Below are 14356 nucleotides of genomic sequence, written 5' to 3'. Positions count from 1 at the left end.
TTTAACCGGGCGTCGGGCCTAAGGGCGTGAGTGAGGGCTGATAGATATGGCGCAGAAGAACGACAACCCTGCTGATCCGTTCAAGAAGGCTCTGGCCGAGGCGACCAAGGTCATGGCCGATGATCCCGAGTTGTCGGTAAGCTATTCCGTCGACCCGTCGGGCCTGTCCGGAGACTCGATGCGCCTGCCGCAGGTGTCACGCCGAATGACACGCGAAGAGGTTCTTTTGGCGCGGGGCACCGCAGATGCCCTGGCGCTGAACCGTCGCTACCATGACGATGCGACGCATGCACGATATGCGCCTCCGGGAGATATGGCGCGCGACCTCTATGAAGCGATGGAAACCGCCCGGTGCGAAGCGATGGGCGCCCGGGACATGCCCGGCACGGCTTCGAACATTGACGTCAAGATCGGCCACGAGGCGTTGCGGCGCGGCTATGACCAATGCAAGCAACCCTCGGAGGCACCGCTTGCGGTGGCGGCGGGTTATCTGATCCGTCATCTGGCGACCGGGCGTGATCTGCCCGCTGCAGCCGAGAACGTCATGAACCTGTGGCGCGGATTCATCGAGGAACAGGCCGGCGGGGTGTTGGAGAATCTCGACGAGGTGCTCTCGGATCAGGCCGAATTCGCCAAATTCGCCCGCCAGATGATCAAGGATCTGGGCTATGGCGACCAGTTGGGTGACGACCCGGACGAACTGGACGAAGATCAGGAAGATCAGGCCGAGGAAGACGCCGAAGAACAGCCCGATCCGGACAGCACCGGCCAGGACGACCAAGACGACCAGGACGCCGACGCGACGCCCGAGCAAACTCAGGAAGAGCAACAGGATCAGTCTCAGGCGCAGGTCTCGATGGACGAGATGGCCGAGGACGAGATGGGTGAAGAAGCCGAGATGCCCGAGGGCGAAGCGCCTTTGGAGCCGCCTGCCCCTCCGCCCGCATCCGAGGCCGATCCGGACTACATGGTCTACCTGAGCACGCATGACGAAGAGATTGCGGCCGAGGACCTTGCCGAACCCGCCGAACTGGAACGGCTGCGGGCCTATCTTGATCAGCAGCTCGAGCCGCTGAAGGGCGCCGTCAGCCGCTTGGCCAACAAGCTGCAGCGCCGCCTTCAGGCACAGCAGAACCGCAGCTGGGAGTTTGACCGCGAAGAGGGCATTCTGGATGCCGGTCGGCTGGCGCGGGTGGTGGCCAACCCCACGACACCGCTCAGCTTCAAGGTCGAGAAGGATACCGAGTTCCGCGACACCGTGGTGACACTGTTGCTGGACAATTCGGGCTCGATGCGTGGACGACCGATTTCCATTGCAGCGATCTGCGCCGATGTTTTGGCCCGCACGCTGGAACGGTGCAACGTGAAGGTCGAGATCTTGGGCTTCACGACGCGGGCATGGAAGGGTGGACAAGCGCGTGAGGCGTGGCTGAACGATGGCCGCCCACAGCAACCCGGCCGCCTGAACGACCTGCGCCACATCGTCTACAAGGGCGCCGACGCGCCTTGGCGCCGCGCACGGCCCAACCTTGGCCTGATGATGAAAGAAGGCCTGCTGAAGGAAAACATTGACGGCGAGGCGTTGGAATGGGCCCACCGCCGGATGCTGGCGCGTCGTGAACAGCGCAAGATCCTGATGGTGATCTCGGATGGCGCTCCGGTCGATGATTCAACGCTCAGCGTGAACCCAGCCAACTACCTTGAGAAGCATCTGCGCGATGTCATCGCCATGGTCGAAAAGCGCAAGATGGTCGAGTTGCTGGCCATCGGCATCGGCCACGACGTCACCCGCTATTATGATCGTGCGGTCACGATCACTGATGTCGAACAGCTGGCAGGAGCGATGACCGAGCAATTAGCCGCGCTGTTCGACAGCGACCCGCGCGCGCGGGCCCGCGTGATGGGCATGAAAAAGGCCGGCTGAGGCCGGTCTTGCCTCCAGCGGGAGCATTTCAAAGATAGGTGAAGGCAGGCGAACAAGACCTGTAGCGAGCCGAAGGAGAAGCAGATGTTCCAGTCTTTCGAAGTCACGGCGCGGCCCGAACAGGGGCCGCCACGATTGGCGGCGTTGCGCACAGAATTGGAGCGCGAACGACTGGATGGCTTCATCGTCCCGCGTGCCGACGCGCATCAGGGCGAATATGTAGCCGCCCGCGACGGGCGGCTGGCATGGCTGACCGGGTTCACCGGTTCTGCCGGGTTCTGCGTTGCGCTGCGAAACGTGGCCGGCGTATTTGTGGACGGACGGTATCGCACTCAGGTCAAGGCGCAGGTGGCGTCCGATTTCACGCCGGTACCGTGGCCCGACGTAAGCCTTGCGGTGTGGCTGAAACAGCAATTGCCCGATGGAGGGCGGGTGGCGTTCGATCCCTGGCTGCATTCCGCCGGACAGATCACGGCGACCCGGGCCGAGCTGCAGAATAGCGGGATCGAGTTGGTTCCGTCAGACAATCTTGTGGACCGTATCTGGTCCGACCAGCCACCACCGCCAATGAACCCGGTCAAGGTGCACCCGCTGGAATTTGCAGGCGAAAGCGCCGAAAGCAAGGTCTCGCGGCTGGCTTCGGCGCTTGCTCGAAACGGACGGTCGGCTGCCGTCATCACGTTGCCGGATTCGATCATGTGGCTGCTCAACATCCGCGGGTCAGACATTCCGTACAACCCGGTTGCGCATGGGTTTGCGATTTTGCAGGCCGATGGGCACGTGGACCTGTTCATGGCCGCAAAAAAGCTGAAGGGGATGGACGACCATCTGGGGCCGCGGGTTTCGATCCACGAACCCGACGCGTTCCTGAACGCTGTTGCGGCGCTTGAGGGCGCGGTGCAAGTGGACATGGGAACTCTGCCGCAGGCCGTTGCCGATGTGCTTGGCGACCGGGCCGTGGATGGCGGCGATCCCTGCGCCCGCCCCAAGGCCTGCAAGAACGAAGCCGAAATTGCCGGCAGCGCCGCCGCGCATCTTCGTGACGCCGCTGCAGTCATCGAAACACTGTGCTGGCTGGATGCCCACCCCCCCGGCAGCCTGACCGAAACGCAGGTGGTCACACGGTTGGAGGAGAACCGGCGGCGCGACAATGCGTTGCAGGATATCTCGTTCGACACCATTGCCGGCACCGGGCCAAACGGCGCCATCATGCACTACAGAGTGACCGAAGAAACCGACAGCCGGCTTGAGGACGGTCATATTCTGGTGCTGGACAGCGGCGGGCAGTATCTGGATGGTACCACGGACATCACCCGGACGATCCCCATCGGCACGGTGGGAGACGAGGAAAAGAGCTGCTTTACCCGGGTTCTGAAGGGAATGATCGCGATGTCGCAACTGCGCTGGCCCGTTGGCCTCGCCGGTCGAGACATCGAGTGCATCGCCCGGGCACCTTTGTGGGCCGCGGGCCAGGATTTCAATCACGGCGTCGGCCATGGTGTCGGCGCATACCTGAGCGTTCACGAAGGGCCACAGCGCCTGGCGCGGGTCAGCCACGTTCCGCTCGAGCCTGGGATGATCCTGTCAAACGAACCGGGTTACTACCGCGAAGGTGCCTTCGGCATTCGGATTGAAAACCTGCTGGTTGTTGAGGAGGCCCCGGCCTTGCCCGGCGCAGACCCCGAGCGCGCGATGCTGTGCTGGCGGACACTGACATATGTCCCCATCGATCGACGCCTGATCGTCGTCGACATGCTGACCCGTGCCGAGCGTGATTGGCTGAACGCGTATCACCGGGACGTGGCGGAAAAAGTCCGGCCAAGACTGTCACATGCCGCGCAACTGTGGTTGGATGCCGCAACCGCGCCCTTGTGACACCCGTTTGTCACATACTATGGGCATAGGCGAAGGCCTGACCACAACGAGGCCGCGACGACGAGGGAAGGAGCAGACATGACAGACTACATCAAGATCCGCAAAGCACCTGGCAAGTGGTGCGTCAGGTCCGGTGGCGCGATTCTGGGCGAAACGACCAACGCCCTGGAATTGTTGGAAGGCGATCTGGCCCCCGTCATCTACTTTCCACGCGCAGACATCGCGATGGCCTTTCTGGACAAGACCGACAAGTTGACCCATTGCCCGCACAAAGGCGATGCTACGCACTACTCGATCGTCAACAAGTCGAGCGTGACGCAGAATGCGGTCTGGAGCTATGAAGATCCAATTCCCGCCGTTGCCGAAATCAAAGGCTACCTTGCTTTCTACCCGCTGGAGTCGGTGAAGGTCGAACAGATTTGAGGGCTAGACAAACCTAGCCCTCAACTACGTCTGTCAGAAACTGTAGCTGTATCCGACAATGAGCGAGTGCGAAGAGTAGCGGCCATTCGCGAGATCTGTCGGGATGAACACTTGGGTCGTGGTGAAATCAAGATCGCCGGTCGTCTTGTAGCGGTACCCGATGTCAATGTTCCCGCGTTCCCCTACCTGAAAGCGTCCGCCAAACCCCAATTGCCCCGCAATGGCGGTGTCGCTGTCATCGACCAATGTGACGCCAGCACCAGACTGACCGTCATGGGACACGCGCGCAAACCCGAGCCCGCCCCCAACATAGGGCTTGAACCTGCCCTGAACCGGGACGTCATACCAAAGGTTTGCCATCCCGAAGGTCGCATCAAAGCTTCCGTCATACTGAGCAAACGGGCGACCGATTTCCTTGGTATCATTCGAAGCATATGAAAGTTCGAACTCGGCCCGCAGATTTGGCGCGACACGTAGTCCGACGGCCAGACCGTAGGTTACTCCATTGTCGGTTGTGATGGTGCCTTGGCCAACCACGACCGAAGGAATTGTCTGGAAAAAATCAAAATCATAGTCGCCCATATCGGTGATACCGAGAAAGCCGGTCACGTACGAAGCCTCCTGCGCCCGCGCGGGGACAGCACCAATCATCGAAACCGCAACCACCACAGTCAGCAAAGAAGACCGTTCGAAAGCCATGTTCACACCTCAATCAAAGTGACTATCAGGGATAATTCTTCCATCAGGCTAGAATGCTCTCACTTTTTGACAAGGCGTCAAAATCAAAGAGAAACTCTCAGTGGCCCGCCTGCCACTGCTGCGTCATGAGTGTTCCTCGGCCGCTGTTGCGGCCAGTGCACGATTGTACGCCTTCAATGCGTCCACGTGGTACAAGGCTCCGACCGGGTTCTCGACCCCGTCGTCATCCCGAACGACCACCGGGAGCCAGGTGATTCCATCTCGATCGAAATACGGCATTGCCGCCTCGAGGGTTGCGCTGGCCCGGACGCATAGGCCCTGCTCGATCATCTCCTGAATCTCCTCCCTGCTTGCCGTATTCGGATCTCCCAGCGGGCGCATCACGGCCCCGGCCCGCAGCATCGCCAGCAAATAAGCCTGTGGCCCGGCGGCCAAATGCACCCCGCGGCGCTCGAGCTGGGTCAGGAAGAAGGACCGGTCCACAAGGCGCGAGGCCAACGCCGTGGACATGGACACCGAGACCATCACGGCAAGCCCGATCTGCCAGTCTCCGGTCAGTTCGAACACAATCAACGTGGTCGAGATCGGAGCGCCCAGAACCGCCGCCGCGACAGCACCCATGCCGGCAAAAGCATATAGCGTATGCGTGCCCGACACGCTTGGCAGAAGGCCTGTGGCGATCAGGCCAAAGGCAAGGCCAGTCAGCGCGCCGATCATCAACGACGGAGAAAATACCCCGCCGCCCATACGACCACCCATGGTTATGGCCACTGCCACGGTTTTCATCACTGCAAACAGGATGGCCGTGGTCAGCACCAGATCTCCGGTCAGGGCACGGATGGTCGTCTCGTATCCTACGCCGATGATATGCGGGAACCACACCGCCAGAACGCCGAGCATCGCGCCGGACACGGCGGGTCGCAGCCAGCGCGGCAGCGACAGGCGCGCCTGCACGTGGTTGCCAAAGTCTTCGGCAAAAAAGATCGACCGCATCAGCAACAGCGAGACCAGCCCACAGATCAGCCCAAGGATCAAAAAGGCCGGAAGTTCGACGTAGAATTGCAGGGATCCGGGCGTGTCCAGGACAAACTCGGTCACATCGCCATATGCCAGCCGGTTGATGACGGTGCCGGCCACAGACGCAATCACGATCGGTGCAAATGCGTGGACTGCAAAATGGCGCAGCACGACTTCCAGCGCGAACAGCGCTCCAGCGATCGGGGCGTTGAAGCTGGCCGATACAGCGGCGGCCACGGCGCAGCCCAGCAGGTCGCGGCCGGTTATTCCATCCGCGTTGATACGCTGGCATACCCAGGTCGAAATCACGCCCGCCATGTGCACCACTGGCCCTTCGCGGCCCGTCGACCCGCCCGTGCTGAGTGTGATCAGCGAGGCGAAAAACGACGCGACCCCGGCTTTGGTTTCGACCCGGCCATCGCTTATCGCGGATCCTTCGATCACATCGGCGACAGACCGAACTCTCCCGTCATCGGTAAAGCGGTGCAGGATGATCCCGACGACGAGCCCTCCAACCGTGGGGATCGCCAAAATCCAGGTCCAGTGCAGTTTCTCCGCAAAGCTGTGCAGAAACAGGATGTCATCGGTCTGATAGACCAGCGCTTGCAGAGCCGCGATCCCTTTGCGAAATCCCAAGGCCATGAAACCTGCCGTGATCCCGATCACCAGCGCGATGAACCAGAACTGAATCTGGCTTGGCCCGCGGTGCCGCAGTACCCGCCACGCGTCCTTGAGCGCGGCCAGGGCCTGATTGAGCTGAGTGCGCAGGACGGTTCGGGTTGATTGTGTCATAGGGCTTTGCGGATAAACAGGTATCCCTTACTAAGCCACACCGGGCGCTTAGAAAAGTCGGCTGACAAGATATTGAAGGCAAGTGTCGCCGCCCGGCTGCATCAGGCTTGCAACAACGAACGGGCGGCCGCGCGGGCTTCATCCGTGATGACGTCGCCCGAGACCATGCGCGCGATCTCGTCGATCCGGTCCGGCTCGGACAGTGGCAGGACGGTCGAAAGGGTCTGCCCGTCGGTCACGTGTTTCTGAACCCGCCAGTGATGCGCCGCGCGGGCCGCGACCTGCGGCGAATGGGTTACCACCAGCACCTGCCCGCCCTGCGCCAGCGCCGCAAGCCTGCGGCCCACGGCGTCGGCCGTGGCGCCGCCCACCCCGCGGTCGATTTCGTCAAAGATCATTGTCCGGGTGCTGTCATCGCCCGAAAGGCACACCTTGAGCGCCAGCAGAAAGCGGCTGAGCTCCCCGCCCGAGGCGATCTTGTTCAGCGGGCCCGAGGGGGCGCCCGGGTTGGTGGCCACGGTAAAGGCTACGGCGTCCTGCCCTTCGGGCCCGGGGTCGGTGGGCGTGATCTGGGTTTGAAACACCGCGCGCTCCATCTTCAGCGGCGCAAGCTCGGCCATCACCGCCGCGTCCAACCGGCCGGCAGCCTCGCGCCGCAGGGCGCTGAGTGCCTTGGCGGCCGCGTCATAGGCGGCCTGCGCGGTCTGCACCGCAGCACGGCGGTCGGCCAGGTCGGCGTCGCCGGCCTCAAGCTGGCCCAGACGGGCGCGCAGCGTGTCGGCGAAACCGCTCAGGTCATCGGGCGCCACTTCATGTTTGCGGGCCAGCGCGCGGATGGCGAACAGGCGCTCCTCGGTCTGCTCCAGTTCGGCGGGATTGAAGTCCAACGCCTCAAGGCAGGCGGTCACGCCGTCCTGCGCCTCGCCCAGTTCAATCAGGGCGCGCCCCAGGGCGGCGATCGGCTCGTCCAGTTGGCCCTCGGCCCGGTCGGCGACACCTTCCAGCCAGCGCACGGCATCCGCCAGCGCACCTTCGGCCCCGTCACCGCCCAGCAGGGCAAAGGCACGAGCCACGTCGTCGCGGATGCGCTCGGCCCCCTGCATCATCCGGCGGCGCGCGTCGAGTTCGGCGTCCTCGCCCGGCTGCGGATCAAGTCTGTCGAGTTCGGCCACGGAATGCCGCAGAAATTCTTCTTCGCTGCGCACGGCGGCCACGGCGGCCTCGGTCTCGGCCAGGGCCTTGCGGGCCCGCGCCATCTCGGTCCAAGTGGCGCGCACGGCGGCCAATTGCGGCTCGGCCCCGGCATAGACGTCCAGCATCGCGCGATGGCCGCGCGGGTTCAGCAGGCCGCGGTCATCATGCTGGCCGTGCAGTTCGACCAAGGTTTCTGACAGCGCCCGCAGCACCTCGCCCGAGCAGCGGCGGTCGTTGACCCAAGCGGTCTTGCGCCCCTCGGCAGTGTTGACGCGGCGCAGGATCAGCTCCGACCCGCCGGGCAAACCAGCCTCGGCCAGGATCGCATGGACGGGATGGTCCTCGGGCAGTTCGAACTCGGCCACGACCTCGCCCTGCGCGGCCCCCTGCCGGACCAGTTCCGCCCGTCCGCGCCAGCCCAGCACAAAGCCCAACGAGTCGAGCAGGATCGACTTGCCCGCGCCCGTCTCTCCGGTCAGCGCGTTCAAGCCCGGCTGAAAGGTCAGCTCCAGCCGATCAATGATCAGCATATCGCGGATATCAAGGGCGCGCAGCATCGGGTCGTCAGCGTCCCAAGCCTGTGACCATGGCGATTACAACCACTGGCCCTTGATGGTCTGGCGGTAGATCGTGCTGAGCCAGTTGTTGCCGCGGCTCTTGAGTTCAAGCCCGCGCGAGGTCAGCAGCTTGTAAGCCGCGTCATACCATTCAGACGACTGGTAGTTGTAGCCCAGGATCGCGCCGGCCGATTGAGCCTCGTCGACCAGACCCAAGGCCAGATAAGCCTCGACCAAGCGGTACAGCGCCTCGGCTGTGTGGCTGGTGGTCTGGAAATCCTCGACAACGACACGGAAACGGTTGATGGCCGCGGTATAGTGATCCTGACGCAGGTAGTAGCGCCCAATCTCCATTTCCTTGCCCGCCAGATGGTCGAAGGCCAGATCGAATTTCAGCACGGCCGAGGTGGCGTATTCGCTGTCGGGATAGACCTCGATCACGGTGCGCAGCGCCTGCAACGCCTGGAAGGTCAGGCCCTGGTCGCGGCCGACCTCGTCGATCTGGTCATAGTAGCTGAGCGCCAGAAGGTATTGCGCATAGGCTGCGTCTTCGTCGGTTGGGTAGAAGTCGATATACCGCTGCGCGGCGGCGCGGCTTTCTTCATACTCCTTGTCCGAGTGGAACGCGAAAGCCTGCATGATCAGTGACCGCTTGGCCCAGTCGGAATAGGGATAAAGCCGTTCGACTTCGGAAAAGTACCAGGCCGCATCTGCGGGACGATTCTGCGCAAGCTCGTATTCGCCACGGGTGTAGATCTGCTCGGGCGTAAAGCCTTCAAGGTTCTGGGACTTGTCAGCGCCCTTGTTGCCAAACAGGCCGCCCGCGTTGCCGCAGGCCGTCAAAGTAGCTGCCAGAAGAATCGCGCCCGCAAGCCTGACTGCCGCTTTGGTGCCAACCATACCGCCCATCCTAGTCGTCTTGTCTCTTTGGGTAACCCCGGATTGAGCTTTGGTCTAGCACATAAAATTCCGGTGCAAAACGCCTTATCGGCCCCACGACCGATTTGTCGCCGGGCCGTGCCGGATCAGGCAACTTCGGGGATTTCGTCCCAGACCAACCCCTGCCCGGGAAGTTGTGCGGCTTGCTCAGGCGTGCACAGCACCGGACGCACGGCGCCAGGCGTCTCGAACAGCTTGCGCAGCAATGTGTTGGTCATGGCATGGCCGGATTTCTCGCCGACGAAATGACCAAAGATCGGGCCGCCGGCCAGATACAGGTCTCCCAACGCGTCCAGCATTTTGTGGCGCACGGCTTCATCCCGGTGACGGAAGCCACCCGGTGTCAGCACCTCGGCCCCTTGAACAACAACCGCATTCTCCAGTGTGCCGCCCAAGGCCAGACCGTTTTCGCGCATCGCCTCGACATCGGTTCGGCGGCAGAAGGTCCGGCAGTCGGACAGTTCCCGAGCAAACGACCCGTTGCGCATATCCAGGATCTTCGATTGGCTGCCGATCGCAGTGTCTTCGAAATCAATGTGGAACTCGATGATCAAACCGTCTGCCGGCCGGATCGAGGCACGGGCACCTTCCCGCTCGGCCACGACCGGCTTGAGAACCTCATACGCCAGAACCGGGCTGGCCTGGCGGCGAACGCCTTTGGCGATGATACCGCGCACGAAGTCGATCGACGAACCGTCCATGATGGGAACTTCGGGACCATCAATCTCGATCAATGCGTTGTGGATCCCGCACCCTGCCAGCGCGGCCATGATATGCTCGACGGTTGACACCGAAACGCCTGCGTCATTGACCAGGCGCGTACACAGTTGAGTTCTTTCGACCACATCGTAGATGGCCGGGATCAACGCGTTGCCCAGTTCGATATCGGTCCGCTTGAACCAGATCCCGTGACCGGCTGCTGCCGGTTTCAGAACCATCGTCGCGGGCTTGCCACTGTGCAGGCCCACGCCTTTGAACGTGATCGAAGATTTGAGCGTCTGTTGCAAATTGAACCTCGGTGAGCGGTGTCCAGCCTTTTTCGGCTGTGTTGCACCCTCAGTTAAGGAAGCGCGGGTCAAGGCTCAACTCACTCTTTGTAACTGAATGAAACAGTTCTGCAACAGATCGGCAAAACCCTGCTTACTGGCACTTAAACGTTTGCATCAAAAGGAAAAAGGGCCGCCTTTCGGCGACCCCGTGAGTGGATATTGTTACCGCGATCAGTTGGCCTGACGGCGCAGGAAAGCCGGAATTTCGATACGCTCCTGCTCGGGATCGACCTCTTCATGCGAGGGTGCCGTAGCGTCAGTCTGGCGCATCGCAGGCTGTTGCCGGGCCGGTTGAGCGGGGGTATCCGGGGCGTGCCCAGTCATCCGGTCGATCAAACGGTTGAACCCGAACCGCGGTCGTTCCTCGGCGGCGGGCTGGCGCTGCGGCGCCGGTTCCTGCGGGCGCGACGCGGTCAGACGCTGGGCCGAAGTCGGTACGTTCTGAACAGCCGCCTGCAGCCGTTCCAGCGCGGCAGGCGAAGGCGTTCCAGGAGTATGCGGCACCTGTTGCGGCTGATAACTTTCCGCCGGGCGTTCGACCGGCTCGGGCTGCGGATCGAACTCGGCGCTGCGTGGCTGATAGGCCGGAGGAGGCAGCCCGTCGTCATCGTCCTCGACAGCCTCATCCGCGCCTTGACCGAATTGCAAAGTCGTGTGCGAAGGCTCTTCGGTCGCTTCAAACAGTGACGGTTCGCGCGGAGCTTCGGGCTGCGGAGCCGGTTCAGCAACTTCCGCCGCAACCGGAGCCGGCTGTGCTGCCTCTTCTTCCGCCGATACGGTGCGGGTCAGAGGTGCGGACATGGACCGGCGCGGAGCCGGCGCCTCGGAGCCGCTTTCGCTGGCGTCGATGCCGGTTGCCACGACCGATACGCGCATCTTGCCTTCCATCTCGGGGTCCAAAGTGGAGCCGACGATGATGTTGGCCTCGGGGTCCACTTCCTCGCGGATGCGGTTGGCGGCCTCGTCCAGTTCGAACAGGGTCAGGTCATGGCTGCCGGTGATGTTGATCAACACGCCCTTGGCGCCCTTGAGGCTGATTTCGTCCAGCAGCGGGTTGGCGATGGCCTTTTCCGCAGCCTGGATGGCGCGATCTTCGCCCTCGGCCTCGCCCGTACCCATCATGGCCTTGCCCATCTCGTCCATCACCGCGCGGACGTCGGCGAAGTCGAGGTTGATCAGGCCCGGACGCACCATCAGGTCGGTCACGCCCTTGACGCCCTGGTACAGCACGTCATCGGCCATCGAGAAGGCCTCGGTGAACGTGGTCTTTTCGTTGGCCAGACGGAACAGGTTCTGGTTCGGGATGATGATCAGTGTATCGACAACCTTCTGCAGCGCCTCGACGCCGTCCTCGGCCTGGCGCATGCGCTTGGCGCCTTCGAACTGGAACGGTTTGGTCACCACGCCCACGGTCAATACACCCAGTTCACGCGCAGCCTGCGCGATGATCGGAGCGGCGCCGGTGCCGGTGCCCCCGCCCATGCCGGCGGTGATGAAGCACATATGCGCGCCGGCCAAGTGATCGACGATCTGTTCGATGCTTTCTTCGGCGGCGGCGGCGCCGACCGATGCGCGGGCGCCTGCGCCCAGACCCTCGGTCACCTTGATACCCAGCTGCACCCGCGCCGACGAGCGGCTTTGCTGCAGTGCCTGCGCGTCCGTGTTGGCCACCACGAAGTCAACGCCGTCGAGTTGTTTTTCAATCATGTTGTTGACGGCGTTTCCACCTGCACCGCCTACGCCAAATACCGTAATCCGAGGCTTGAGTTCGTCGTGCCCGGGCATCGAAAGATTCAATGTCATGCTCTGTCCGCCTGTATTTATGATCCCGCAAAGCGGTGTTTTTCTTGCCTATCCGCTTGTGATTCTACCTTTCCAAACGTCAAACGTCACGCCAAAAATCGCGTGAATCCACAAAATATGGAAGAAATAAGGCGGTTTTTCGCGGCATTTCGCCCGACTGCGCAAATCTAGCGGTTCAGGGCGGACAGACCACCACACACGCGAAAACCCCCAGCCTGATTTGGCGGGTGCGATGCTGGACATCCTGTTCAAACTGCGGCTGACTGCTCGGGTCCTGCCGATGAGCCTCTGACGGGCCTTCTTGATATTCTGAGGGATAAATCCCTGCACCGCAACCAGAATTTTCAGCTGATGGGAACGGAAGGACAATCCAGGCCGTCGTCCGAAAATCCGCTGACTTCCTGGATTTCGCCATCCCCCAGCCGCGCGATCCTGACCAGCAACCGCCCATCATGCTCGAATGGCCACCAGCATACCGGGCCGGGCTCGGTGTCATAGAGGAAGCACAGCTTGCCGTCCGGCGTCGTGATCTGGCCATAGACACAGCCTTCGCCCTCTCGCCGCCAGACCGAGCGGGTTGGGCTGAGGAACTCCTCGGTGCCCACAAGCATACCGCTGGTCAATTCGTGGAACGTGACGGTTTTTCCGACCACCGCTTCCAGGAATGCTTCGGGCGAGATACGGCTCTGCGCGACAGCCGCAGCCGGAACCCAGGCTGCGCAAAACACCGCAGCCCGGAGCAGGAACCTACCAGTTGTCACGGAACCAACGCACGGCACGCTTGAATGGCCGTGCTGCGTAGGTATCAACCGGGATTTCAAAGTCCCACCATTCGTCCTGCGGATGCGCCGCAAACAGCGCAAGACCGACCGCCGAGGAGAACCCTGGGCCTGTCGCAGATTGCGGCAACCCATGCACACGCAGCGGTCGACCCAGACGCACACGCTGACCCAATATGCGGCTGGCCAGCCCATCCAGACCTGGGATCTGACTGGCTCCACCGGTCAGCACGATCTGTTGGCTTGGCATATGTTCGAACCCTGCAGCGTCCAGCCGAACACGGACTTCCTCGAGGATTTCCTCGACGCGCGGACGCATGATGCCGATCAGCTCGGCACGGCTGACGGTACGCCGGTCGTGTTCCCAATCCCCGGTGTCGCCGCCAATGTCGATCATGTCGCGGTCATCGGCTCCGGTGGCGTGAACCCCGCCATTGAAGGTCTTGATCCGCTCGGCAACCGAGGCGGACACACCAAGCCCCATCGAAATGTCACTGGTGACGTGATCCCCGCCCATGCGGACACTGTCGGCATAGATCATGTGCTTTTTGATGAAGAGCGAAACGCCGGTGGACCCACCGCCCATGTCGATACAGGCCGCTCCAAGTTCCTGCTCGTCTTCAACCAGCGCAGAAATCCCCGACACATAGGCCGAGTTCGCGATGCCGGCCAATTCCAGGTCGCACCGCTTGACGCAACGAACGATGTTCTGAATCGCCACCGCATCGACCGTCAACATGTGCATGTCGACCGCAAGCGTCTGACCCATCTGCCCCCGCGGGTCGATCAAGCCAGATCGGTTGTCCAGAGCGAAGTTCACAGGTTGTGCATGCAGCACCTCACGCCCTGCCCCATAGTCTGGGACATCGCAGGCGTTCAGGACACGACCGATCTCGGCCTCGGTCACCAACTGACCGTCCAGATCCACCTGCGCATCCAGCCCATAAGACCGAGGGTTTGCCCCCGAGAAACAGGCGATCACATGGTCTACCCGGATATCGGCCATCTTCTGAGCAGCCTGCAGCGCGGTGCGGATGGCGCGCTCGGTTTCCTGCATGGCCGTGATCTCACCAAAGCGCACCCCGCGCGATCGGGTCGTCGCCGCACCGATCACCCGGAACCCGGTCTGCCCGGCCATGGACCCGATCGAGTTGTCCTCGCTGAGCCGCGCCGACCCATCAAAACGCAGCACAAGACAGGCGATCTTGGAACTTCCGACATCCAGGATCGCAACGACACCGCGTTGCATGGCCTGTCTGCGCATCTGGCGCATTGCGCGTTGAGACTGATAGAGATCCGTCATCA

Annotated in this window: 11 protein-coding genes; 3 read left to right on the top strand and 8 right to left on the bottom strand. The window is 62.3% G+C overall.

Annotated features, from left to right (window positions below):
- Positions 1-46: 46 nt before the first annotated feature.
- The 3 genes from cobT (at position 47) to ACR0JC_RS09840 (ending at position 4222) form a co-directional block, all read left to right on the top strand.
- Entirely contained in the window at positions 47-1924 is a 1878-nt protein-coding gene (cobT, locus tag ACR0JC_RS09850) for a cobaltochelatase subunit CobT (RefSeq protein ID WP_170340929.1), read from the top strand.
- A gap of 84 nt (positions 1925-2008) precedes the next feature.
- Complete coding sequence (locus tag ACR0JC_RS09845; protein WP_170340928.1) at positions 2009-3799, top strand: aminopeptidase P family protein; 1791 nt, start codon at positions 2009-2011, stop codon at positions 3797-3799.
- Between the two features lie 78 nt (positions 3800-3877).
- The gene (locus ACR0JC_RS09840) at positions 3878-4222 is read left to right on the top strand and encodes a DUF427 domain-containing protein (protein ID WP_170340927.1); all 345 of its coding nucleotides are present in this window, start codon (positions 3878-3880) and stop codon (positions 4220-4222) included.
- A 33-nt stretch (positions 4223-4255) separates the two neighbouring features.
- Here the strand turns inward: ACR0JC_RS09840 and ACR0JC_RS09835 are convergent, their stop codons facing one another.
- The 8 genes from ACR0JC_RS09835 to ftsA all read right to left on the bottom strand — a co-directional run bounded on the left by ACR0JC_RS09835 (position 4256) and on the right by ftsA (position 14354).
- Positions 4256-4921, bottom strand: a complete 666-nt coding sequence (locus ACR0JC_RS09835) for an outer membrane protein (protein ID WP_170340926.1) — start codon at positions 4919-4921, stop codon at positions 4256-4258.
- A 123-nt stretch (positions 4922-5044) separates the two neighbouring features.
- Positions 5045-6730 carry a chloride channel protein gene (locus tag ACR0JC_RS09830; RefSeq protein ID WP_170340925.1) on the bottom strand — a complete coding sequence of 562 codons (1686 nt, stop codon included), beginning with the start codon at positions 6728-6730 and terminating at the stop codon, positions 5045-5047.
- Positions 6731-6831: 101 nt separating this feature from the next.
- Positions 6832-8481 (bottom strand): DNA repair protein RecN, encoded by a 1650-nt coding sequence (recN, locus tag ACR0JC_RS09825; RefSeq protein ID WP_170340923.1) that lies wholly within the window; start codon positions 8479-8481, stop codon positions 6832-6834.
- 36 nt (positions 8482-8517) lie between these two features.
- Positions 8518-9381 carry an outer membrane protein assembly factor BamD gene (locus ACR0JC_RS09820; RefSeq protein ID WP_170340921.1) on the bottom strand — a complete coding sequence of 288 codons (864 nt, stop codon included), beginning with the start codon at positions 9379-9381 and terminating at the stop codon, positions 8518-8520.
- A gap of 125 nt (positions 9382-9506) precedes the next feature.
- Complete coding sequence (gene lpxC, locus ACR0JC_RS09815; protein ID WP_170340918.1) at positions 9507-10427, bottom strand: UDP-3-O-acyl-N-acetylglucosamine deacetylase; 921 nt, start codon at positions 10425-10427, stop codon at positions 9507-9509.
- Between the two features lie 213 nt (positions 10428-10640).
- Positions 10641-12272: a cell division protein FtsZ gene (gene ftsZ, locus ACR0JC_RS09810; RefSeq protein ID WP_170340916.1), complete on the bottom strand. Its 1632-nt coding sequence runs from the start codon at positions 12270-12272 to the stop codon at positions 10641-10643.
- 344 nt (positions 12273-12616) lie between these two features.
- Entirely contained in the window at positions 12617-13033 is a 417-nt protein-coding gene (locus ACR0JC_RS09805; RefSeq protein ID WP_170340914.1) for a hypothetical protein, read from the bottom strand.
- A complete protein-coding gene (gene ftsA / locus ACR0JC_RS09800; protein WP_170340912.1) occupies positions 13020-14354 on the bottom strand; it encodes a cell division protein FtsA in 1335 nt (444 codons plus the stop codon). Before ftsA ends, ACR0JC_RS09805 begins: the two co-directional genes overlap by 14 nt.
- Between the last annotated feature and the right edge of the window lie 2 nt (positions 14355-14356).

The organism is Ruegeria sp. CH5 (assembly GCF_056537025.1).
This window is presented reverse-complemented; position numbering and strand designations above follow the sequence as displayed.

Excerpts from the sequence above, each read along its gene's own strand:
- cobT (WP_170340929.1), top strand. The coding sequence starts at position 47 with ATGGCGCAGAAGAACGACAACCCTGCTGATCCGTTCAAGAAGGCTCTG.
- ACR0JC_RS09845 (WP_170340928.1), top strand. The coding sequence starts at position 2,009 with ATGTTCCAGTCTTTCGAAGTCACGGCGCGGCCCGAACAGGGGCCGCCA.
- ACR0JC_RS09840 (WP_170340927.1), top strand. The coding sequence starts at position 3,878 with ATGACAGACTACATCAAGATCCGCAAAGCACCTGGCAAGTGGTGCGTC.
- ACR0JC_RS09835 (WP_170340926.1), bottom strand. The coding sequence starts at position 4,921 with ATGGCTTTCGAACGGTCTTCTTTGCTGACTGTGGTGGTTGCGGTTTCG.
- ACR0JC_RS09830 (WP_170340925.1), bottom strand. The coding sequence starts at position 6,730 with ATGACACAATCAACCCGAACCGTCCTGCGCACTCAGCTCAATCAGGCC.
- recN (WP_170340923.1), bottom strand. The coding sequence starts at position 8,481 with ATGCTGCGCGCCCTTGATATCCGCGATATGCTGATCATTGATCGGCTG.
- ACR0JC_RS09820 (WP_170340921.1), bottom strand. The coding sequence starts at position 9,381 with ATGGTTGGCACCAAAGCGGCAGTCAGGCTTGCGGGCGCGATTCTTCTG.
- ftsZ (WP_170340916.1), bottom strand. The coding sequence starts at position 12,272 with ATGACATTGAATCTTTCGATGCCCGGGCACGACGAACTCAAGCCTCGG.
- ftsA (WP_170340912.1), bottom strand. The coding sequence starts at position 14,354 with ATGACGGATCTCTATCAGTCTCAACGCGCAATGCGCCAGATGCGCAGA.